A 24,234-nucleotide genomic window follows, 5' to 3' on the forward strand; every position below is an offset into this window, starting at 1 on the left:
ATTGGCATTTTTTATGAGTGTTTTCCAAACTCTGATTTAAACCATTCCCATCGAGCCGCCAGATATGGCCAGCCAGCTTCAAAAGATTCATGTGAAGCCTGCTTGTTGTAGTAATCTAATAGAAACTCGACCTGCCTATAGCTCTCATAGTGTTCCTGTCTTAGCAAATCTAAGAGTATGCCAGATACAGATCCAATATCTGGCCGGTCGCTCGGGTCACTAGACAGCATCTGCCGAATAAGACTAATCGCCTCAGGATTCATCTGGGTACCAGCTCCAATTTCTTCAACTTTCGCGCCTTCGCAAGCCCACTTCTTCCATGGGGCAACCTTAGTCCATTTCTTTGAATTTCCTGACACTGGATTTGGCCAATACTCAGCCAACTTTATTCCAACAGGGTGATACCCACCGGTTAATAGTTGATAAAAAATCACGCCAAGTGCAAAAGTGTCTGTTGCTTGAGACAGTTCATTCTTTTCCCACTGCTCTGGAGCCATGTACGGGCGGGAACCGTCGTAAATACCGGAATCCAGAAAGGCATTAGAAAGTCCAAAATCTGCAATCATTGGAAACTTGTAGATATCAAGCTCAGGCAAATCTGGATAATGCGGCTTCATTTCTCTAATAAAAATGTTCTGCGGCTTTAGGTCCTGATGCGCCACGAGCCCCTTGGCTTGGCAATGTCTCAAACCTTCCAGCATGTAGATCATCAGCGAAAGCTTCTCGACGAAGCTCGATTCTCCGACCCTAATTAACTTATCTAAGTCACTTCCCCAGAACCTGAACAGTGCTACAGGTACCCCCGTAACACTCTTAAAGTCAAAAGCCCAATGGACAAACATATGGTGGTAAAAGTTGAGTTGCTTCTCCATCTCATCTACAAACCTTTTGGCGATATCTTTCGACGCAGTTTGGCGTAACAGTTTTGGGACCTTCGCACAAACGTAACGAGGCGTCACGAATTCCCCTTGATCGAAAATATATATCTCGCCACACATTCCGCCTGTTAGGTCGATACATTTTCCGAGACCAAGGATCCCTTCCAACATCAGTATTTTCAGATGGGGCTCAAAGGAATAAAAATCGCTAGTTTCTGACATTGTTCATCTCGGTGTTGAACTGCGGTACGCACATGAGCGCTTAACGCCACTCTCTGTGGAAAAATTGAAGCGCAGCGGAAAATTTGGCAGACAATAGTGATCTATTAGAAGTTCTCATTGGCTAATCACTTCCTCACCGTCATCCGAGATGTGATTATCTTTCAAAAATTCAATTATCATTTGCCTATTGTCATAGGTAAGACTGTACCAACCTTTTTTCCAAGCGGTAAAAGCATCCCAAGAACGACCGAATATTTGCTTCTTTGACATATTTCCAAAAGATGTTCTCACAGCGGATAAGTAGACCTCTTCTAGTGAAGTATCCTTTATGTCCATAATTGAACCTAAATGAATTAGCCAATTAGCCAAATGTACGTATTGATTCCAAGCACCATTTTCAGATGTGAAATTATCTTTTCTTTTCAGAACATCTTTCAGGAACTTCACAACATCAGGATGAGATATCAAAATTCCATTTGAAGATAATGTTGCAACAATCTCGAAGAACGAATCGCTTTTCTTTAAATAATCGTCGGTGAACTTTTTTTTACCTTCAAGCACTGGCATTAATAAGTTTCTAGACTTGGCTACACGGTCTTTAATATATCTATGCTTATTTATAATGTTAGAAATAAAAACATCAATTTCGGTATTATCTATAACCCGCAGGCCATAACTTCTGTCGTAATAGTCTTTAACGTTTTGATCTACCTCACTCCGAGACAAGAAGAATAGGTTCTGTCTGTTTATATCGTGAATTCGATTAGATCTTTGGTTATTTAGAATAGCTCTAAAATTGATATCACCGAGGGAATAACCAATTATTATCGTAGTATTCTCTTCAATAAGAGTCTGAATTTTCTTCGAAAAATAATCCGGCCTATTTATAAATCGAAAGTAATCATCAGCTGTAACAACCATTTTCTTTGGGTGTTTAACTGAACCATGCACATGATATACCTGGACACCTTTAGGCTGCCTATTAACGGGATAACCGATAGAGTAAGATGTTGATTCTTTATCTTCTAGCAACCCCTTTTCTATCAAATCATCGTAATTAGTCGTTATGAATTTCAAATCAGAAAATTCTTCAACAAACTTTTTTACTTTTTCAGAACTTTTCCCTAATTTCAATTTTCGAATAATTTTTGCTATTTCCGTGTGTAGGCACTTGCCTGCAGACTGCATCCTTACTTGTATTATGCTAGCGCATTCCTCTAGCGGCATCACTGGCTTATTATCGGGAAATAACTGATCAATTAGTTCGTCACCATGTTCTATTTTTTTCGCACATTTTTGCAAAAGGCTTAACCATGACGGGGCTTCCAAATCGGTTAAATGCATAGAAAATCCCGTCCCTACAAACATACATAGCGATTTTGATTCTAATGCATAGGCTAACTCATAGTAGGGATCCAAATTTACTCTCCATGTTTAAATGAAGCTGAGCATGCTTCCATCAACTTAACAGAGATTGATTCGCTCCTTTTTCTGCTGGCGCGTCGCTCTCTTTCATCCTTCCGCATTTTTACCAGATCACGTAAGTGATTGCTATATATTGCTTTTTTATCGGCATTTCTCAATATTCATCCAATAAAAAGCCCGGCTAATGTGCCGGGCTTTTCGCTATCAAATCAACGCTGGATTAGGCCGCTTTTTGATAATGGTAGGCGTAATAAACCACCGGGATCACCACCAGAGTGAGGATGGTTGAAACCAGCAAGCCAAATATCAGCGATACGGCCAGCCCGCCGAAGATGGGATCGTCGAGGATAAAGAATCCCCCCATCATGGCGGCGACGGCGGTCAGTGCAATCGGGATAGAACGCACCGCGGCGGCACTGATGGTCGCCTGCTGCAAATCTTTACCCTCGGCCACCTGCTGCTGAATAAAGTCCACTAACAAAATGGAGTTACGCACAATAATTCCGGCCAGTGCGATCATGCCAATCATCGACGGTGCGGTGAATTGCTGCCCCAGTAAAGCATGGCCCGGCATAATCCCGATAATAGTCAGCGGGATCGGCGCCATAATAATCAGCGGCACGGAGTAGCTTTTAAACTGCGCGACCACCAGCAGGTAAATCATGATCAGGCCCACCGAATAGGCGATCCCCATATCGCGGAAGGTTTCAAAGGTAACCTGCCATTCGCCGTCCCATTTCATGCTCCATTGATAGGGGTTATCCGGCTGTGAGGTAAAGAACTGCGCGATGGGCTGACCATCCACCTGGGTTTGTTCCAGCGCCGCCTTGATGCCAAACAGGCCATACAGCGGGCTGTCGGTGTCGCCGGCCACATCGCCGGTGACATACACCACAGGCAGCAAATCTTTGTGGTAAATGGTTTGCTCGCGGGTCGCTTCTACCACTTTTGTCACCTCAGACAGCGCAACTAAACTGCCGGTTTGCGCACGGACACGCAGGTTCTGCAGCGCCAGCAGATCACTCTTACGCTCGCTGGGTAAGGTCAGGCGCACCGGTACCGGCACGCGGGCATGATCAAAGTGCAGATAAGAGGCATCTTCACCGCGCAGTGCAGCACTGACATCCAGCACAATCGCCGCCTGGCTGACGCCCAGTTTGGCGGCTTTGGCACGGTCGATTTCCAGTACCCACTTGGTTTGTGCGGCTTCACGGCTGTCGTCCACATCCACCACTTCGTCGGTGGCCGTGAAGGCCTGTTTCACCTGCCCGGCCACATCCAGCTGGCGCTGATAGTCCAGCCCATACACTTCGGCGACCAGCGGCGCCATTACAGGTGGCCCCGGCGGCATTTCTACCACTTTGACACTGGCGCCCATGTTTGCCGCGGTTTCGCTGATTAAACGGCGTGCCTCCAACGCAATGGCGTGGCTTTGTCGATGACGCAGACTTTTATGCACCAGATTGACCTGAATTTCGCCCATATGCGGCTGGTTACGCAGGTAATACTGGCGCACTAAGCCGTTGAAGTTGATCGGGGCAGCGGTGCCTGCATACAGTTGCAGGTTATCCAACTCGGGCAACTGCCGTAAGTCCGCGGCCAGGGCCTGCAAGGTCGCGTAGGTTTGCTCCAGTGAGGTGCCTTCGGGCATATCCACGACCAGTTCAAACTCGCTTTTGTTGTCAAACGGCAGCATTTTCATGATGACATCTTTACTGACCACTAAGGCCATGGAGCCAGCAATCAGCACAAAAATCCCCACCAGTAACACCACCCGCATGCCACGGCCCTGCTCTTTGCGTAAAAACGGGGTCAGCAGTTTGATAAACAAGCGTTGCAGTTTGCCCTCGCCCTGCTCTGCGTGGGTGGCATGATTTTCACTGCCTTCATGCTTTTTGAACAGGCGATAGTACAACCAGGGAGTGAGCATAAACGCCACCGCTAAGCTTATCAGCATACCGGTGGAGGCATTGATTGGGATAGGCCGCATATACGGGCCCATCAGGCCAGTTACGAATGCCATCGGCAGCAGCGCGGCAATCACGGTCAGGGTGGCCAGGATAGTCGGGCCGCCTACTTCGTCGACCGCCAGCGGAATAGACTCACGCAGGGATTTGGCGCCCAGTGTCATATGTCGGTGAATGTTCTCCACTACCACAATGGCATCGTCGACCAAAATTCCGATAGAGAAAATCAGTGCAAACAGCGACACCCGGTTGAGGGTGAATCCCCACGCCCAGGACGCAAATAACGTCATGGCCAGTGTCACCACCACAGCAATACCGACCACGATGGCCTCGCGCCGCCCCAGCGCAAACAGCACCAGTACAATCACCGACAAGGTGGCAAAAATCAGCTTTTTAATCAGGGTGTTGGCTTTTTCTTCGGCGGTCAGGCCGTAATTGCGGGTTAAGCTGGCCTCAACGCCATCGGAGAAATACACGCCCTTCATTTGTTCAAAACGGGTGGTGACAGCCTGCGCCACATCCACTGCGTTTTCACCGGGCTTTTTCGCCACGGTTAAGGTCACTGCCGGATACAACTCGGCACTGCTGCCATCGTTGGCCGCGCCCATACCAAAGGCGACGTAATTCGCGGGTGTTTCTGTGGTCAGCGTCACCTCGGCCACATCACGTAAAAACACCGGTGCGCCCTGATACACGCCAACTACTAAATCCTGCACATCTTCCAGCGAGGTTAAGAAGGTTCCAACCTGCACCTGCAATTCGCTGTTCTGGCTCACCAGCGCGCCGGCATCCGCGGAGGCATTGGCCGCGCCAAGGGCTTGCCGCACATCACTTAAGCCTAACTGATAGACCGCCAGACGTGCTGGCTGAAAGCTGACCCGTACGATGCGGCTCAGGCCGCCGATAATATCGATATCGCGGGTACCGGCTACCCGTTGTAATTCGGTTTCCATGGTGCGTGCGATGGCCAGCAATGCCTGACTGTCGATGGCCGGATCGTTACTCCACAACGTGCCGGCGACAATCGGTACATCATCGATGCCTTTGGGTTTAATCAACGGCTGCATCACGCCGAGGTTGTACGGCAGCCCATCCTGATTGGAATAGAACGCGTTATATAAACGCACGATGGCATCGGTACGCGGTTCGCCCACTTCAAATTGTACCGTCAGCACCGCCATGCCCGGCGAGGACATGGAATAGATATGTTTGACGCCTTTTATTTCCGACACCACCTGCTCGGCGGGCGTGGTGACCAGAGATTCCACCTCCTGCGCCGATGCACCGGGATAGCCAATAAACACATTGGCAAAGGTGACGTTAATTTGCGGCTCTTCCTCGCGCGGCGTAACAAAAATGGCAAACAGCCCTAACAGTAAGCCTACCAGCGCCAGTAACGGGGTGATTTCCGAGACCAGAAAGGTCCTGGCGATACGCCCGGATACGCCCATTGAATCGGTTTCCTTCATACTGCGCTCCTTTACTGGCTAATTGCGACGCGTTGCTGCTTGTACACATTGGCGGCGGCAACCGGATCGCTGATCACCTGCTGGCCGTCACTAAGCCCGGCCAGAATCACGGTAGTGCCATCGCCCAGCGTGGTGCCGGTACGCACGTAACGGAACGACAAAACCCCCTTCTCATCCACATACACACCGGTGATTTCGCCGCGCCGCGCAATGGCGCTGTCTGGCAGAATAATCTGCTCGCCGCTGCCGATTGCAAACGCCACCTTCACCAGCGTACCGGGCAGTAAACCGGCCTCCTGCTGCGCAGGCAATTCAGCCAATACTGCAAAGCTTTGTGACTGCACATCGGCACTGGGTGGAATACGTAACTGTGCAGCCGCAATCGATTGGCCTGCATCGGTTACCACCCGTGCCTGACGGTGGCTGCGCAGCGGCGCAATATATTGCTGTGGCACATTCACACGCACGCGCAGGTTGTCCAGCGCAATGCCCTCTAACAAGGGTGTACCCGGTGCCACAGTCGCACCAACGTCGACCAGACGGCGCACCACAATGCCGCTATAGGGCGCAACCACTATGGTGTAATCCAGCCGTTGTACCGCATCGTTCAGCGCAGCCTGCGCCGAGTCAACCCGTGCCGCCGCACTTTGCTGCGCGGCTTTTACCTGATCGAATTCCGCCTGGGACACTGCACCTTTGGCGAACACTTCTTCGATACGCTTAAGCTGCTGATTTGCTTCATTAAAGCGGGCTTTTGCTTCCTGCAACTGGGCACGGGCGGCATTGACGCCGGCCTGCTGCTGGGTATCGGTAATACGCGCGATTACGCTGCCGGCCGGCACCACATCGCCCACATCAAAAGGCAAGGATTCAATCTGCCCCGAGGTTTGTGCCGAAACCGTGGCGCGATTGACTGCCTCGACGATGCCATCTAATTCAATCTCGCGATCCACCCGGGTCATGCTGGCCTGCACATGGGCCAGTGCTGAGGTATCCACCGCCTGCACCTGTCCGGTTTTCTCGGGCGCGTTGCCACAACCGGCGATGAGAATCGCGCTACATGCCAGCGCACTGATGTTCATCCATTGGGGTTTGTTTATCACCTTAGTCATCCTCTTGTGCCGTAGAGCAATAATGTTGCTGCAGTACTTTAATAATTTTGAGCGCCGGCCCCTCCACTACCCGGTAATAGATGGTCTGGGAGTCGCGCCGGGTGGTCACCAGATTGTCCTCACGCAAGCGCGCTAAATGTTGCGATAGTGCCGAGCCGGACAGCGGAATCGCATTGAGCAACTCGGTTACCGACAGCTCGCGTCCACTGGATACCAGCGCACACAACACCGACAAACGGTGGGTATTAGCAAGGTTTTTTAACAGACGCGCAGCCTGATCAGCATAGGTTGCCAATTCGTCTTGCGGTGTATTACGCGCTGTCGCCATACCTCACCATACTTTAGAAAAAACTTAATTAAGATAAAGCTAAACTATCAAGAGGCTTTTGTCAAAATTTTGATTAACCATAGTTAATTGCAACTACACTGCTGCAAAAATAATCATATCGCCTACTATCGGAGACATGATTTTTGCTGAATAATGCCGCCGCATTTAACCCTTTGAGACCATCATGACCGACTTTTCCAACAACCGCCTCAGCGCCATTTCTTTGCCATTCGCTGATGAGGAAATTCCTACCCCAACCGATGCTGGCACCCGCTATCGCGATGCGGTGCAATTGGACGTTGCCGAGGGCGAAGCCTGGTGGTTTGATTATGGTGTAATTGTGTTTTGGGGCGGCGATGAAGACGAGCGCATTGCCCTGCTGCACCGTTTAGGATTCAGTGCTGACGCGCTCAGCGGTGAAAATCAGGAGCATTTTCGTTTTGAGCTCAATACCCAGCAGTTAAAGGTGCAGCGCGACCAGATAAGCCTGGCCGATGACGATCCACTGCAACGCCTGGCTATCAGCCATGCGCTGGCACAGTCGCTGAAGCTCAACGAGTACGAGCAAAAGGCGCAACAAACCATTACGGATTATGCCCACCTGCCTAAAGCACTGGCAGAAAGCGGTAAAATTCGTTTAAGCCGTCAGCAAATCGCCAGTATCCGTGGCCATTTGTTCAGCACCAAGAGTGATATTTTCCTGCACTATGGATTGTTGGATACCCCGGAGTTTTTCTGGGAGTACCCGGACTATGAGGCGGCATACAACCTGATGGCGCGCTATCTGGAAATTCACCAGCGCGTAGAGCTTTTGTCCAACAAGCTGAATGTGATCCACGAGTTGTTTGAAATGCTGGCCGATGAACTCAAGCACAAGCATTCATCCTTTCTGGAATGGATCATCATTATCCTGATCGCGTTTGAAATCGTGATGTTTGGTGCCCAGGAGCTAAAAGCGCTGTTTCATTAAACAACGCCTAACTGGCGGCGATTTGGCTTATTCCCCACAAGCCGGCCGCCAGCATTACCACATTTTCGGTAAGCGATACAAAACCCAGTGGCACGTTGGAGTTACCGCCCACGCAGGCACATTTCAACTCGCGCTGATCGATATACACGGCCTTGACCACCGATGCCGCCCCCACTGAGCCGATAAACACCGCTACCGGCGCGTACCAAACCGGACTTAAACCGGCAATCATCGCCAGACCGGCCCACGCTTCCAGAAACGGATAACAATAGGCGTAGCGTAACTGACGCATGGCAATGACATCGTAGGTAATAAAGGAATTGGTGAAGCTGTACAAATCCTGCAGTTTTTGCAGCGCCAGCAATGCCATGGCAAAACCTACGAACAGCATCACAGTGCTGAATGCGAACACAGATTGCCCCGTGGCCCACTGCATCGCCAACGCTAACAAGAACGCAACCGAGAAGATGGCCATCACACTCTGGTAGCTGGTGCGGTTTTTGTCTTTGACCGGCTTGCCAAAGTAGCGACACAGGTCGTCATATCCACCAATGCGCTCGCCGTCAATAAAGGTCTGAGGGGTGGTCTTTACCTCATGCTCAGCCTTAAATGCATCTGTTTCGGCGCGGCTACGCAACGGTTGATCATCAACCGTAAAGCCCTGACGCTCCAGTAAATCTTTGCTGCGCAGTCCATACGGGCAAATATGTTGGTCTGTGACCATCCGGTATAACACGGCACGTTTAGTCATGGGGCCTCCTTAGGTGAAAAATTTACCTGCCTGAAAGCTGAGCACGGTAATCTTTACCGCGCCAACCGCCTCCCCAGGGGAATTTTCGTTACTAACTCAAGGGATTACGCTTTGCTGCTTAAAACAGTGCAGATTCGATGCCAATCTAAATTTTGAAACCTTCTCACGTAGTTCAATCAATTTATCCGAATAACGGCATCTCTAAAAACGGATTTTGTTTTCTCGCCTACCCTCTAATATGAATTGGTCAACTCATCTCAGACCTCGCTCGTTACAGGAACGTCTGGCAGAAAAGGAATCAACAATGCAAAAGCACGAATCAAGTGGCGTATGTCCGGTTATTCACGGCGCCAACACTTCTAATCAACAAGACACGATGGCCTGGTGGCCCAACGCGCTGAATCTGGACATTCTGCATCAGCACGACCGTAAAACCGATCCGATGGATGAGGATTTCAATTACGCCGAGGCCTTTAATAAGCTCGACCTTGATGCGGTGATTGCAGACTTAAACGCATTGATGACCGATAGCCAAAGCTGGTGGCCAGCTGATTGGGGCCACTATGGTGGTTTGATGATCCGCATGGCATGGCACGCCGCTGGCAGCTACCGCGTGGCGGATGGCCGTGGTGGTGCGGGCACCGGTAACCAACGCTTCGCGCCGCTAAACAGTTGGCCGGATAACGTCAATTTAGATAAAGCGCGCCGTTTGCTGTGGCCGGTGAAAAAGAAATACGGTAACAGCCTGTCGTGGGCCGATTTAATCATTCTGGCCGGCACGGTGGCTTATCAATCCATGGGCTTAAAAACCTATGGGTTTGCCGGTGGCCGTGAGGATATCTGGCATCCGGAAAAAGACATTTATTGGGGTTCAGAAAAACAATGGCTGGCTCCATCGGACAATGAAAACAGCCGTTACAGCGGCGAACGCGAGCTGGAAAACCCGCTTGCCGCCGTGATGATGGGGTTAATTTATGTTAATCCGGAAGGCGTGGATGGCAATCCAGACCCACTAAAAACCGCCCATGATGTGCGTGAAACCTTTGCGCGTATGGCGATGAATGATGAAGAAACCGTAGCCCTGACCGCAGGCGGACATACTGTGGGTAAATGCCACGGTAACGCCAAAGAATCGCAATTGGGGCCAGAGCCGGAAGCGGCTGATATCGAGAATCAGGGCTTTGGATGGCTGAATCAGCAAAAACGCGGCATTGGCCGCGATACCATGACCAGTGGTATTGAAGGCGCGTGGACCACACACCCAACCCGCTGGGACAATGGCTATTTTTACCTGCTGCTTAATTACGACTGGGAGCTGAAAAAGAGCCCGGCAGGTGCATGGCAATGGGAGCCAATCAACATCAAGGAAGAAGACATGCCGGTGGATGTGGAAGATCCCAGCATCCGTAAAAATCCGATCATGACCGACGCGGATATGGCGATGAAAATGGATCCGGCCTACCGCAAGATTGCCGAACGTTTTTATGCCGATCCTGCCTATTTCAGCGAAACGTTTGCTCGCGCCTGGTTCAAGTTAACCCACCGGGATTTAGGCCCTAAGGCGCGTTATCTGGGTAAATATGTGCCGAAAGAAGATTTACTGTGGCAAGACCCTGTGCCTGCTGGCAATGCCAACATCAGCGATGAGCAAATTGCCAAACTGAAACAGCGAATTCTGGCCAGTGATCTCAGCACGGGCGAACTGGTTGCCACCGCGTGGGATAGCGCGCGTACCTTCCGCGGCAGTGATTATCGTGGCGGTGCCAACGGTGCACGTATTCGTCTGGCGCCGATGAAAGACTGGCAAGGCAATGAGCCAGAACGCCTGCAAAAAGTGTTGCGGGTACTGGAGGCCATCCGTCAGGAGTCAGACACAAATATCAGCATGGCCGATTTGATCGTGCTGGCTGGCAGCACCGCCGTGGAACAGGCGGCCCTTCACGCCGGATTTGATCTGAAAGTACCGTTTAGCCCCGGCCGCGGTGATGCCAGCGACGAGATGACCGACGTAGAAAGTTTTGAACCACTGGAGCCTCTGCACGATGGTTTCCGTAACTGGCAAAAGAAACATTACGATGTGCAACCAGAAGAATTACTGCTGGATCGCGCGCAGCTGCTGGGGCTGACCGCCAGGGAGATGACAGTATTAATCGGTGGCATGCGGGTGTTGGGCACCAATTACGCTGGCTCCGCCCATGGGGTATTTACCGATCAGGTCGGCAAACTGAGCAATGACTTTTTCGTTAATCTGACTGATATGGCTTTGCAGTGGAAACCTACCGGACGTAACAGCTACGACATGGTTGAGCGCGACAGCGGCAAAACCCGCTTTACCGCTACCCGGGTCGATCTGGTGTTTGGCTCTAACTCCATTTTGCGTGCTTATGCGGAGGTGTATGCCCAGAACGATAATCGCGAGAAATTCGTACGCGACTTTATCGCTACCTGGGTCAAGGTCATGAATGCCGATCGCTTCGACCTGAAGTGATCCATCCTTACTTTGCTAACTAAGCCCTGCGAGTCAGGGCTTTTTTTTACCCGCCGTAATTGTGGCATAATGGCCGGATTGCCGTTTTAGCTCAGAAGTTTATGTCGACACCCTCTGTCCTGATTGGACTGTATAACCCGAAAAGCCCGACCAATGTGGGGGCTGTGATGCGCGCCGCAGGCTGTTTTGGAGCCAGTGAAGTCCGTTTTAATGGCCAGCGTTTTGCCCGCGCAGCAAAATTTCATACCGATACTAAAAACGTGACGCAGCGCATCCCGTTGCAGCAACAGGACAACTTGCTGGATAACCTGGCGGATGGCGTCAAAGTCGTGTGTGTGGAGTTAGTCGAAGGCGCAACCGCCTTACCCCAGTTTACCCATCCCGAGAACGCGCTATATGTGTTTGGCCCGGAAGATGGTTCATTGCCGCAGGAGATTGTCGATAGAGCCGACGAAGTGGTGTTTATCCCCACCGTGGGCTGTTTGAATTTGGCCGCGACAGTCAATGTGCTGTTGTATGATCGCCATGCCAAACGAGCCACGCATACGGATTACGCCGCGCTTATTCAGCAAAGTCGCGACACCAACAACCGTCTGATCAAAAAAGCCCGCTAAGCGGGCTTTTTATTGAGTGTTTAGCTGGCCTTGGTGGCCTTGATAAGCATGACTTTCATCAGCACCAGCCCAATAAAGGTAATCAACGAGAACACACCTAACACCGGGCCAATCGTCTCGCCAGGCATCATTCCGCTGTACATGGAATACAGTCCTACCACCAGGCCTAAGGTACCCAACTGGTGCGCCCAATATTGTGCTTTACCCATGCCCGTCGCCCCGCTATCTGCCGGCAGCCACAGTTTATAGGCAATCGCATAAATCACACTGACCACAAATCCCACCAACATAATGTGGGCGTGAGTCGGCATTTGCACGTGGTTATGGCTTGCTGCCATATGCATACCCAGCAGCAACCCGACAATGGCGTAACCGAATCCGGTCATCAGATATTTACGTTCCATCTTGTTATCCTTGTTGTTATTGATTTACAGGTTAAAACGGTTAATTGCGCTACGCAGATTCTCTACCAGGCGGCTTAGCGTGCGGCTTGCCTGCGCAGTGGCTTCGGTGGTTTGCACACTTTGCTGTGCCAGTGCCACGGCCGAATTGAGACGCGAGCTGATTTGATCCAGTGCGCTATCCTGCTGCTTCGCATCTTCGGCGATACGGCGGTTGGCTTCATCGATTTGCTGCACTGCATGCAGTATATGGCTAACCGATGCATCAACCTGCTCCGCCACCTGCAAACTCTCGCTGGCTTGAGCCTTACCGCGCTCGATGGCCTCTACCGCCTGAGTCGCATCGGTTTGCAGCGCCATAATCATCTGTTCAATTTCAGAGGTTGATTGCGATGTGCGGTTCGCCAGGGTGCGAACTTCATCTGCCACTACCGCAAAACCACGACCCTGCTCACCGGCGCGGGCCGCTTCAATCGCCGCATTCAGTGCCAACAGGTTGGTTTGTTCGGCGATGTTTTTAATCACATCCAGAATGCCACTGATGTTGGTGGAGTTCTGATTAAGGCGGTGAATAATCGCAGCACTGGCATCGGCTTGTCTGGCTTGGGATGTAGCCTGTTCACGGCTCATGGATACCATATCGCCGACCTGACTGGCCTGTGCACTGGCTTCGGCTACCCGCTGCATACCCTGATTGATCTCACCGATGATGGCATGGGAGCTATTGCGCACCAGCGAGGTGCTTTCTGAGGTCTGTGCAATCTGATTTTGCTGCTGATCCATTTGTTGCGATGTCTGATTACTCAGTTCCACCGTCTCACCAATGGCCAGTTCCAGATTGTTGGCTTGGGTGGCGATTTCATTCACCACTTCACGCAAACTATCGGCCAGGGAATTGACGTTACGCGCCAGCGACGAGAACTCGTCATTGCCGCTGGTATCGGCATGATGGGTCAGATTACCGTTGGCAATAGTACGCAGGCTGTGGCGAATGCGCTCCAGCGGTTTGTAGATACTGCGCGATACCAAAAAGCCGATGACGACCAACACCACAATGGCGAACACCATAATCACCACGGAGCGGGTAATATTACTTTCCACCACATCGAGGATATTGTTCTGCCCTGCTTCTGTGCTTGAACGGGCCGCCGTAAGTAATTTACCCATTTGCTCGTAGGCATTGTCCTGATTGGTTTCGGCCTGCTGCAACTTGGTTGCCGCGGCTTGTTGCAGATTAATCCGTTTTTGCTGCGCCGCCACCAGACCACTATCGCCTTCCAGTAACGTCAGAAGTTGTTCGCGCTGTTCGTTAAACGCATCCATCAAACCATCGGTATTCACATCGATAGCCAAACGGTTAATAAAGTCGCTGTTGGTCTGCAAATCACCAATCGCCAGACGCATGTTCTCGGCGATGGTTTGTGAATTGGTTGGATCGGCTTCGGCGATATATTCTTTGCTGGAATTAACCAGCGCCACCAGCAAGTAGTCGATACGGTTACCTGCCCCTACCACTGCGGCCAGCTTTTTATCCGTTTCGGCATTATCCAGATACGCCATATCCAGCAGGTTCGCACCGGCATCCTCTGCATGGAATTTCACCTGCTTAAACATTTCAGCGATGTCATTGGCCAGCTTTAACGATGTCTGGCGGGTAACGAACATCTCCGATGACAACTGCATATAGTTTTGAATGAAGCCTTCCGCTTCGCGAAACATTTGCTTGGATTGCGGGTTTTTCAGCTGTTTTTCAGCTTTGACCAACTGTGCTTTTAGTTGTTGTTCTTCCGCCTGATAACGGGCTTGCAGATCACTCAGGCGAGCGATATCTCTAGCCTGATAGCCTTTGAGGGTTAAATACCGCAGTTCGCCAATTTTCAGCTGCACAGCATTGATTTCCTGCAGCTCAGGCATGTTCTCGTTGATAACGACGTTGGCCGAGTCACGAATGCCGGACAGACCGCTATAGGTCAGCACATTCGTGATCAATAAGAGGATGCCAAATAAGGCAAATCCGGCGATGATTTTAGCGACGACTGTAATACGCATGAAAGTTAAACCTTTTCACCTCTACAACAAATGGTTAGTTCGCGTCCATTGTGCGCAATATTCTTATTATTAACCCCATTTCGAGGCGCTTTCTCTATATCGACAGTTTATCCTAACATTTAACCTAATGTTTACAATTATCTGGATAAGATTAAGAAAGCCCGCTGGCTCAAGGCTTTACTTTCAATCGGGCTAAAGATGCATATAATGGTCGCAACGTTTAGCTGCACAGAATCCCAGCCATGGATCAAAACACAGAACTAAAAAAAGCTGGCCTAAAAGTTACTTTGCCAAGGATTAAAATTCTGCAGATTTTGCAGGATCCCGCCAATCAACATATCAGCGCCGAAGACGTATATAAAATTCTGCTGGAACTGGGTGAAGATATTGGTCTGGCGACTGTGTATCGGGTTCTCAACCAGTTTGATGATGCGGGCCTGTTGAACCGCCACCACTTCGAAGGCGGCAAGTCCGTGTTTGAACTGAGCCAGAAAAAACACCATGACCATTTGGTCTGTCTGGACTGTGGCAAAGTGATTGAATTTGAAGACAATGTGATTGAACAGCGCCAATTAGATGTGGCGAAAGCCAATAACATTGAACTGACTAACCACAGCCTGTATTTGTATGGCCATTGCAAACTAGCCAATTGCCCGGAAAAAGCCGACAGCTAATCCCGCGACACAGACAATAAAAAAGGCAGCCAAGGCTGCCTTTTTTGTATCGTATAGTGCGCTTAAAGGTATTCAACCGCGATAATTTCAAACTCAACCGGGCCGGCCGGGGTTTGAATGGTTACCACGTCGTCTAACTCTTTACCGATCAACCCACGGGCAATGGGCGAGGTCACAGAAATCAGGTTGTTTTTGATATCTGCTTCATCCTCACCAACGATGCGGTAAGTGGTTTCTTCATCGTTTTCCACGTTCAGAATGGTCACGGTAGTACCGAAAATCACCTTGCCGTTGTTGGCCATTTTGGTGACATCGATAATCTGCGCGTTAGACAGTTTACCTTCGATATCCTGAATGCGGCCTTCGCAAAAGCCCTGCTCTTCACGAGCGGCGTGATACTCAGCGTTTTCTTTTAAATCGCCGTGTTCACGGGCTTCCGCGATCGCCTGAATAATACGCGGACGACGTACGGTTTTAAGTTCATTAAGCTCAGCGCGCAATTTTTCAGCGCCCTGTACCGTCATGGGATACTGACTCATGAATTTACTCTTTTGTGTAAAGCCTGAACGGAAGTGACACGTGCACGATCATCAGCGTGGTGCGCATTAATCGTGGCAAATGCAGCGTTCATCGTTGTTGTATAAGTTACCTTATTTAACAACGCTGCTTTACGAATGTAAACCGAATCTGTAATCGCCTGGCGACCTTCGGTGGTGTTAATGATGTAACTGTATTCACCATTTTTAATGCTATCCATCAGGTTTGGACGACCTTCGGCCAGCTTATTCACCACTTTACAGGTCAGTCCGGCATCGGTGATCACCTGCGCAGTACCTTTGGTAGCTTCCAGCTTAAAGCCTTTGGCCAGCATGGCTTTAGCCAGCTCAACCAGGCGTGCTTTGTCCGGATCACGCACTGACAGCAGCGCAGTGCCACTTTTCGGGATTGGCGCACTGGCACCCAGATTCGCCTTGGCATAGGCCTCTTCAAAGGTATCACCAACGCCCATTACCTCACCGGTTGAGCGCATTTCTGGGCCCAGCAAAGGATCCACACCGTGGAACTTGGCAAACGGGATCACCACTTCTTTCACAGAGTAATAAGGTGGGATCACTTCTTCGGTGAATTTCTGCTCGGCCAGCGTCTGACCGACCATGGTACGCGCGGCGATTTTCGCCAGCGGTACGCCTGTGGCCTTAGACACAAACGGCACAGTACGCGCAGCACGAGGGTTAACTTCAATCAGGTACACTTCGCCATCTTTAACCGCAAACTGGGTATTCATCAGGCCGATAACGCCCAGTTCCAGTGCCATCTGACGCACTTGCTCGCGCATCACGTCCTGCACTTTCTTGCTCAGGCTGTAAGCAGGCAATGAACAGGCTGAGTCACCTGAGTGCACACCGGCTTGCTCGATGTGTTCCATAATGCCGCCAATCACAACCTGCTGACCGTCACAGATAGCATCTAAATCCACTTCGATGGCGTCATCCAGGAAGCGATCAAGCAACACAGGCGAGTCATTGGACACTTTCACCGCTTCGTTCAGATAACGTTTCAGGTCGTTAATGTCGTATACGATTTCCATCGCACGGCCGCCCAGTACATAAGACGGACGCACCACCATAGGGAAACCAATCTCTTCGGCTTCGGCCATGGCCTGTTCAATATTAGTAACGGTAGCGTTTGCTGGCTGTTTCAGACCCAGCTTATTAACCATTTGCTGGAAGCGTTCACGGTCTTCTGCACGGTCAATGGCTTCAGGAGATGTACCGATAATCGGCACTCCGGCCGCTTTCAGCGCGCGTGCCAATTTCAGTGGGGTTTGACCACCGTATTGAACGATCACGCCGATTGGCTGCTCAACGCGCACGATTTCCAGTACATCTTCCAGGGTAACCGGCTCAAAGTACAGGCGATCGGAGGTGTCGTAGTCAGTCGATACCGTTTCCGGGTTACAGTTAACCATAATGGTTTCGTAACCGTCCTGACGCAGTGCCAATGACGCATGTACGCAGCAATAATCGAACTCGATACCCTGACCGATACGGTTTGGACCACCGCCCAGCACCATAATCTTGTTACGGTTAGTCGGGTTGGCCTCACACTCTTCATCATAGGTTGAGTACATGTAAGCTGTGTCAGTGGAGAACTCAGCCGCACAGGTATCAACGCGCTTATACACAGGCACAATGCCGTGCTTGCGACGAATATCGCGGACGTCGGCTTCACTTACCCCGGTCAGGGCGGCGATGCGTGCATCGGCAAAGCCTTTACGCTTTAGTTTACGCAGCAAATCGGCATCGATACCGGCCATGCCCAGTTCAGCGATATGCTGTTCCAGTAAGACGATTTCTTCAATTTGTACCAGGAACCAACGGTCGATTTTGGTCAGCGCAAAGATTTCGTCTACGCTCATGCCGAAACGAATCGCATCGGCCACGTACCAGATACGCTCGGCACCTGGCTCAACCAGTTCACGGGTCAGGATGGCTTTGGCTTCCGGATGTTCCAGATCCAGCACAGGATCGAAGCCGCTCACACCTACTTCCAGTCCGCGCAAGGCTTTTTGCATCGACTCCTGTTGGTTACGGCCGATGGCCATCACCTCACCCACGGATTTCATCTGAGTGGTCAGGCGGTCGTTGGCGCCCGGGAATTTTTCGAAGTTAAAGCGTGGGATTTTGGTAACCACATAATCGATTGCTGGTTCAAACGAGGCCGGTGTTTTACCGCCCGTGATGTCGTTAGCCAGTTCATCCAGGGTGTAACCTACGGCCAGCTTGGCCGCCACTTTGGCAATCGGGAAACCGGTTGCTTTTGACGCCAGCGCCGATGAACGGGATACCCGCGGGTTCATCTCGATGATAACCATGCGGCCGTCATCTGGGTTAACCCCGAACTGCACGTTCGACCCACCGGTTTCTACGCCTATCTCACGCAGCACGGCCATGGCCGCATCACGCATAATCTGGAATTCTTTATCGGTCAGTGTCTGCGCCGGCGCTACGGTGATAGAGTCACCGGTATGCACACCCATAGGATCGAAGTTTTCGATGGTACACACGATAATGCAGTTATCGTTTTTGTCGCGCACCACTTCCATTTCATATTCTTTCCAGCCAATCAATGACTCGTCGATCAATAATTCATTGGTTGGGGATAAATCCAGCCCGCGACGGCAGATTTCTTCAAATTCGTCTTTGTTGTAGGCAATCCCGCCACCCGTGCCGCCCATGGTAAAAGACGGACGGATAATACACGGGTAACCGATGCGGCTGACCACATCGAAAGCCTGCTCCATGGTGTGGGCGATTTCAGCGCGCGGACATTCCAGGCCGATAGATTTCATGGCTTTGTCAAAGCGCTCACGGTCTTCGGCCTTGTCGATGGCATCGGCTGTGGCACCGATCATCTCTACGCCAAATTCCTGCAACACGCCGTACTTGTTCAGATCCAGTGCACAGTTCAGTGCAGTCTGGCCGCCCATGGTCGGCAGAATGGCATCCGGACGCTCTTTCTCGATAATTTTCTTGACCACTTCCCAGTGAATCGGCTCGATGTAAGTCGCATCAGCCATCTCCGGGTCAGTCATAATGGTGGCCGGATTGGAGTTAACCAGAATGACGCGGAAACCTTCTTCGCGCAGCGCTTTACACGCCTGAGCACCTGAATAGTCAAACTCACAGGCCTGGCCAATCACAATCGGACCGGCGCCTAAAATCAGGATGCTTTTTATGTCGGTACGTTTTGGCATGGCTCGCTTACCCCTTAGCCGCTTTAATCAGATCGATGAAATGGTCAAACAATGGCGCTGCATCGCGCGGGCCTGGGCTGGCTTCCGGGTGCCCCTGGAAACTAAACGCTGGTTTGTCGGTACGATGAATGCCTTGCAGGGATTGGTCGAACAATGACACGTGAGTGGCACGCAATGTGTCCGGTAACGTTGCCTCGTCTACCGCAAAACCGTGGTTCTGGCTGGTAATCATGACCACGTTACGCTCTAAATCTTTCACCGGGTGGTTAGCACCATGGTGACCAAATTTCATTTTGACTGTCTTGGCACCACTGGCCAGCGCCAGCAACTGGTGACCTAAACAGATACCGAATACCGGAATATTGGCATCCAGAATGTCCTGAATTGCCTTGATGGCGTAATCACACGGTGCCGGGTCGCCCGGGCCGTTACTCAGGAACACACCGTCCGGGTTCATCGCCAGTACGTCGCTGGCAGGTGTTTGTGCCGGTACCACGGTCAGTTTACAACCGCGTTCCACCAGCATGCGCAAAATATTGTGCTTCGCACCGAAATCGTATGCCACCACATGATACGGCAGATCCTGCACATCTTTACGGTAGCCCTCGCCCAGCGCCCACGTGCTGTCAGTCCAGGTATAAGGACGCTCACAGGTCACCACTTTCGCCAAATCCATGCCATTGAGGCCCGGGAACGCATTTGCCGCGGCTTGCGCTTTCTCAACATCGATATTACCGGCCATTATGCAGCCGTTTTGCGCACCTTTTTCACGCAAAATACGGGTCAGACGACGGGTGTCGATGTCGGCGATGCCAACGATGTTGTGTTCTTTCAGGTATTCGGAGAGAGTTTGTTCGGCGCGGAAGTTACTGACAATGAGAGGAAGATCTCGGATGACCAGGCCTTTTGCCCAGATTTTGTCAGATTCTTTGTCTTCGTTGTTGGTGCCGGTATTGCCTATATGTGGGTACGTGAGGGTGATGATTTGTTCTGCGTATGATGGATCGGTGAGAATTTCCTGATAGCCGGTCATGGATGTGTTAAAAACAACTTCCCCAACCGATATGCCATCAGCGCCTATCGAAGTGCCTTGAAATACGGAGCCATCTTCAAGGACTAAAAGGGCAGATTTGGACAAACCAACCTCCTGATTCTTAAGGGCTAAATTTTACCTACAAAAAACGGGCGTAAATTATTGATTTACATCCCGTTTACAGCTTGTAGCGACGAATTTTAACTTGCTTTTTCAACCTAAAGGCAAATTCTGCATAGTCTATAGCAGCTTACGTTTTACGTCCACCCAGATTTGCAAAAATAGTAAAAAATCCTGCTTTAGCACGAATATTCTGTGCAAGGCTCAGAAATCCCTATTTAATCAGGCCAGACCTAACACATTTTGCATGTTATAACGCCCTGCCTGACGAGATGCTAACCACAGTGCAGCCCTTACTGCGCCTTTTGCGAAGGTTAAACGACTGGAGGCTTTATGGGTTAATTCCAGCCTTTCACCGATATCTGCGAACAGAACCGTATGATCGCCAACAATATCGCCGCCACGCACGGTAGCAAAGCCCAGTGATTGCTGTTTGCGCTCACCGGTTTCACCTTCACGGCCATACACGGCGCACTGTGCTAAATCCCACCCCAGCTCATCTGCAATCTCATGGCCAATGGCCAGCGCGGTACCAGATGGTGCATCTTTTTTATGTCGATGGTGGCCTTCGATGATTTCGATATCGGCACTGTTACCCATCACCGCTGCCGCCTGACGCACCAGATTAAATAACAGGTTCACACCCACACTGTAGTTAGCCGCAAATACCACCGGAATCACCCGCGCGGCCTGGTCGATACTCTCCAGTTGCGACGCACTTAACCCCGTGGTGCCAATCACAATCGGTTTTTTATGGCGCAGACACCAGGCTAGATTGGTCTCCAGCGCCGCTGGCAGGGTGAAATCGATCATAATGTCGACCTCGTTGGCAATCTCATCCGGGTTACCGCTAATAGCTATGCCCTTCTTGCCGATGCCAGCCAGTTCGCCTACATCCATGCCAACAAAGGGTGAGTCTGCACGCACAAGCGCCGCACCCAGACTAACCGCAGGGTTATCATCGATGGCTTCGATCAGCACCCGTCCCATGCGCCCATTGGCGCCAAAAATTCCAAGTTTCATAGGCAATAATTTACCGTGAAGAATCAATAACCTGAGTGTGCCAAAAAAGCTGCAATCGCGCCAATCTTAAGCCCTAAAAATGATAGGCAACACTGAAACGCAAGGTGCGCGGTTCAATGGGGTGAAAATGCACATCCTCCACCTCGTTTGCCTCGTTGACGACGCGCGACGCATAGAAATAATCGATATCATGATCGCGACTGTTCAGTGCATTGAGCACACTCAGATCCAGCGTCCAGCCTTGCTGCCGCCAGCGAACACCGGCATTGACCACACTCAAGCTGCCCGATTGCACATCGCCCGTCTCGGTCAGCATACGCGGACCTATGTGGCGCAGGCGTACATTGGCCGATAGGTTGTCACTGAACTGATATTGTCCGCCTAGCGCGATCACGCGGTCGACCGCCCCGGGAATATGACGTCCGGTTTCGTCGCCCGCCTCAAAGGCTGAATGGCTTAGCGCAATTTCTATGTCGGCGCTGAGCTTGTCCCACCAAAAATAACCACTTAGTTCGACGCCATAACGGGTCGACGCCCTGCCCGGTTCGGTGCTACCGGCATCACCCACATACAATAATTCTGAGTCGAGCTGCAGTGCCCACAAGGTGGCAGAGAGGTTCATTTTGCGGCTATCAAAATAGCGAATGCCTAATTCAGCCGTCTCACCGCGTACCAGCAGATCCACTTTGTCCGCGTCATCGCCACTGATTGGATCGACGCTGATGGTCGCGCCACGGGCATCATTTGAGTGAAACGACTGACCGGCATTGATATAGCCTTCCAGTGATGGGGTAAATAAATAACTCAGACCAGCAGACACACTGAGTAATCCGTCACTGGCGTTGCCACTATTGCGCGCATTGTCGCTATTTACTGTCGCGTCGAGGTAGTCGTAACGCAGTCCGGTGCGAAACGTTGTATTGGCATCCAGCAAAATATCTGACTGATAAAACGCCGACCAGGATTGTTCATCGATTTTATCCCGGCGCACCGTGCTTAAGCGGGTTCTTGCCCGTGTATTAAAAAGTCCCACCTCACCAATGTCTTCAGCCTGCCACACCAGCCCTGCCTGTTGCTGCCAGTCCAGCCCGATGGCCAGTGATGACCAGTGCTTACTCAGCTCGGCACCATAGATATTGCGCTTGTCGGTTTGTTCAAACTGATCGCCATTAATCGGATCATTGAGGAAATAGGTGAAGTTGGAAAACAGCTGTAAATCGCTGTGCAGCGCATAGGCATTGAGTGTCCAGCGCCCTAATTGTGCGTTGACCGACAGGCTGTAGCGACTGGCATCACCGCCTAAGGTGTCGTCCAGCGAGCCCAGCGGGTTTAGCGCGCCACTGTCGACCAGACGCTGCGGAATTTGATCGGCGGAATGCCATTGATTGTCGTAGGCCATCAAAGTGACACCAATCCGGCCGTCGGTAAGGTCCTGAGAGTAATTCACTAACCCATTGAATTTGTGAATATCCTCGCTGATGTCCTGCCATGGCCCGGTATATCGGGTGAGCTCAACACCAGTTAACATGCGCGAGTCTTGCCAGTTTAGCGTGGTGGCCGCGACGCTGCGCAGGTAGTCATCCTGTCCCAACTCCAGTTTCAGCAAATTGGCGTCCATTCGATCGAGCAGAAAGACATCGGCCGCCCCGGCGGTGGAGAAATCACCGCCCAGCGCACTGTAGGCGCCTTTGTTGTAGCTGATCTGCCCGACAAACTCCGGCACGATAAAATTTAAATCGCTGTAGCCCTGACCATGACCATGACTGCGCATATTGACCGGCATCCCCATCACAGTGGTGCGAAAATCGGTACCGTGATCCAGATTAAACCCGCGTAGAAAATACTGATTGGCTTTGCCAGAACCGCTGTGCTGGGTGACCACCATGCCAGGCACCAGTTCCAGCATTTCGCCGGTGCGCAGCATCGGCCGGCCATCTATCTCGCCCTGTCCAATCACGCCCTGTGAGGCAGCCAGCGCATCACCCGTCATACGCGTACGGTGTCCGTATACGCTGATTTCTTCAAACGTTGGCCCATGCGCCCACACGGGCAGGCTGCTGACTAACTGGCTGATAACAAAAGGAACAACGACTCGACGCATAACACCACTGACCTGACAAAAACGGCCGAGAGTTTACGTGGCAGAGCCAAAGAGGTACAGGACGCTGGCAGGATTTTCAGGCCATTGGTCGGATTGATCCTGGCGCGCTCCGCACAAATTTACTCGTGGCTATGCGCCTCGTCTGCAGAATAAAAGCCGTCATGGCCGTGCTCAATAAAACCCTGCCGTACCATTTTGGTCAGAAACGGATCCGAGTGATCATCACCAATATCTGCGTAATCAGTGGTTTGAAAACTATCTAACCACTGATGGTGGGCAACTACTTGTGACGGGTCAAAACTGACTGTTTGTAACGTCCAGCGCTTGGGCTGCTGCTCACCGATTTGCAGTGAACGCAGTAGATTCAACTTCGGATGCCACACCAGTGTCACAGGCTGTGCAGCGATTTGTCCGCGAAAGGTTTGCTGTAGCTCGCATCCTGCGCCGCTTTCACTGACTAACTGCAACTTACTAAGCAGCGATTGGCTGACCAGCTGGTTGCGATAATCCCAGTCCGTCTCCTTTTTACCATGCACCACCTCACCTGCGGCATATTCGATACTGCGCTGGTATTGTTCAAAATGGCGGGTGGGTTGAATCATACCGGGTCGGCTCAAATACCAACTCAGGGTAATGTGCTGAGCCGGATAACGCTGTGCCACCCACTTTCCATCGCGTAACAATTGCAATTCGGTGGCGCTCTGCTGACCTTGCTGCAATTGGTAAACTGCGCGCAAATGACTGGCCTGCTGCTGACACTCTGCCGCCATGGCAAAGTGGCTCAGCAGCAATAAACACATGCTTAAAAATCTCATGTAATACTCCAACTAAACGGGCGGGTGCAGGCACCCG

18 protein-coding genes are annotated in these 24,234 nt (G+C 51.2%); 4 read left to right on the plus strand and 14 right to left on the minus strand.

The genetic code is table 11. From position 1 onward, the window contains the following. Positions 1-11: 11 nt before the first annotated feature. The 5 genes from TK45_RS08145 to TK45_RS08165 all read right to left on the minus strand — a co-directional run bounded on the left by TK45_RS08145 (position 12) and on the right by TK45_RS08165 (position 7,401). Positions 12-1,100: a protein kinase gene (locus TK45_RS08145; RefSeq protein ID WP_131258150.1), complete on the minus strand. Its 1,089-nt coding sequence runs from the start codon at positions 1,098-1,100 to the stop codon at positions 12-14. A 114-nt stretch (positions 1,101-1,214) separates the two neighbouring features. Continuing rightward, complete coding sequence (locus tag TK45_RS08150; protein WP_131258151.1) at positions 1,215-2,444, minus strand: SIR2 family protein; 1,230 nt, start codon at positions 2,442-2,444, stop codon at positions 1,215-1,217. A gap of 301 nt (positions 2,445-2,745) precedes the next feature. Next, positions 2,746-5,961 carry an efflux RND transporter permease subunit gene (locus TK45_RS08155; RefSeq protein ID WP_131258152.1) on the minus strand — a complete coding sequence of 1,072 codons (3,216 nt, stop codon included), beginning with the start codon at positions 5,959-5,961 and terminating at the stop codon, positions 2,746-2,748. A gap of 11 nt (positions 5,962-5,972) precedes the next feature. Continuing rightward, positions 5,973-7,073, minus strand: coding sequence for an efflux RND transporter periplasmic adaptor subunit (locus tag TK45_RS08160; protein ID WP_131258153.1), 1,101 nt, complete (start codon positions 7,071-7,073; stop codon positions 5,973-5,975). Further along, the gene (locus TK45_RS08165) at positions 7,066-7,401 is read right to left on the minus strand and encodes a helix-turn-helix transcriptional regulator (protein WP_131258154.1); all 336 of its coding nucleotides are present in this window, start codon (positions 7,399-7,401) and stop codon (positions 7,066-7,068) included. Before TK45_RS08165 ends, TK45_RS08160 begins: the two co-directional genes overlap by 8 nt. A gap of 184 nt (positions 7,402-7,585) precedes the next feature. Here TK45_RS08165 and TK45_RS08170 point away from each other — a divergent pair, with 184 nt between their 5' ends. After that, complete coding sequence (locus TK45_RS08170; RefSeq protein ID WP_131258155.1) at positions 7,586-8,371, plus strand: RMD1 family protein; 786 nt, start codon at positions 7,586-7,588, stop codon at positions 8,369-8,371. A gap of 7 nt (positions 8,372-8,378) precedes the next feature. On the opposite strand, the gene TK45_RS08175 is transcribed toward TK45_RS08170, so the two are convergent. Continuing rightward, complete coding sequence (locus TK45_RS08175; RefSeq protein WP_131258156.1) at positions 8,379-9,122, minus strand: MauE/DoxX family redox-associated membrane protein; 744 nt, start codon at positions 9,120-9,122, stop codon at positions 8,379-8,381. A 304-nt stretch (positions 9,123-9,426) separates the two neighbouring features. On the opposite strand from TK45_RS08175, the gene katG reads away from it, so the two are divergent. Further along, a complete protein-coding gene (katG, locus tag TK45_RS08180; protein ID WP_131258157.1) occupies positions 9,427-11,610 on the plus strand; it encodes a catalase/peroxidase HPI in 2,184 nt (727 codons plus the stop codon). A 101-nt stretch (positions 11,611-11,711) separates the two neighbouring features. After that, positions 11,712-12,224, plus strand: a complete 513-nt coding sequence (locus TK45_RS08185; RefSeq protein WP_131258158.1) for an RNA methyltransferase — start codon at positions 11,712-11,714, stop codon at positions 12,222-12,224. Positions 12,225-12,244: 20 nt separating this feature from the next. Here the strand turns inward: TK45_RS08185 and TK45_RS08190 are convergent, their stop codons facing one another. Together TK45_RS08190 and TK45_RS08195 are read right to left on the minus strand one after the other, a co-directional pair. After that, the gene (locus tag TK45_RS08190; protein ID WP_131258159.1) at positions 12,245-12,628 is read right to left on the minus strand and encodes a TonB-dependent receptor; all 384 of its coding nucleotides are present in this window, start codon (positions 12,626-12,628) and stop codon (positions 12,245-12,247) included. 24 nt (positions 12,629-12,652) lie between these two features. Continuing rightward, positions 12,653-14,674, minus strand: a complete 2,022-nt coding sequence (locus tag TK45_RS08195; protein ID WP_131258160.1) for a methyl-accepting chemotaxis protein — start codon at positions 14,672-14,674, stop codon at positions 12,653-12,655. Between the two features lie 242 nt (positions 14,675-14,916). Here TK45_RS08195 and fur point away from each other — a divergent pair, with 242 nt between their 5' ends. Then, entirely contained in the window at positions 14,917-15,348 is a 432-nt protein-coding gene (gene fur / locus TK45_RS08200; RefSeq protein WP_131258161.1) for a ferric iron uptake transcriptional regulator, read from the plus strand. Positions 15,349-15,410: 62 nt separating this feature from the next. Here the strand turns inward: fur and greA are convergent, their stop codons facing one another. From greA to TK45_RS08230, 6 genes are all read right to left on the minus strand, one after another. Beyond that, positions 15,411-15,887: a transcription elongation factor GreA gene (gene greA / locus TK45_RS08205; protein WP_131258162.1), complete on the minus strand. Its 477-nt coding sequence runs from the start codon at positions 15,885-15,887 to the stop codon at positions 15,411-15,413. Then, entirely contained in the window at positions 15,884-19,105 is a 3,222-nt protein-coding gene (carB, locus tag TK45_RS08210; protein WP_131258163.1) for a carbamoyl-phosphate synthase large subunit, read from the minus strand. Before carB ends, greA begins: the two co-directional genes overlap by 4 nt. A gap of 7 nt (positions 19,106-19,112) precedes the next feature. After that, positions 19,113-20,243, minus strand: coding sequence for a glutamine-hydrolyzing carbamoyl-phosphate synthase small subunit (gene carA / locus TK45_RS08215; protein WP_131258164.1), 1,131 nt, complete (start codon positions 20,241-20,243; stop codon positions 19,113-19,115). A gap of 237 nt (positions 20,244-20,480) precedes the next feature. Beyond that, the gene (gene dapB / locus TK45_RS08220; RefSeq protein WP_131258165.1) at positions 20,481-21,281 is read right to left on the minus strand and encodes a 4-hydroxy-tetrahydrodipicolinate reductase; all 801 of its coding nucleotides are present in this window, start codon (positions 21,279-21,281) and stop codon (positions 20,481-20,483) included. Between the two features lie 73 nt (positions 21,282-21,354). Next, positions 21,355-23,382, minus strand: coding sequence for a TonB-dependent receptor (locus TK45_RS08225; RefSeq protein WP_131258166.1), 2,028 nt, complete (start codon positions 23,380-23,382; stop codon positions 21,355-21,357). Positions 23,383-23,501: 119 nt separating this feature from the next. Then, positions 23,502-24,197 (minus strand): hypothetical protein, encoded by a 696-nt coding sequence (locus TK45_RS08230; RefSeq protein ID WP_131258167.1) that lies wholly within the window; start codon positions 24,195-24,197, stop codon positions 23,502-23,504. Between the last annotated feature and the right edge of the window lie 37 nt (positions 24,198-24,234).

Origin of the sequence: Bowmanella sp. JS7-9 (assembly GCF_004329715.1) — a bacterium.
In the GTDB taxonomy this organism is placed as follows: Bacteria; Pseudomonadota; Gammaproteobacteria; order Enterobacterales; family Alteromonadaceae; genus Pseudobowmanella; species Pseudobowmanella zhangzhouensis.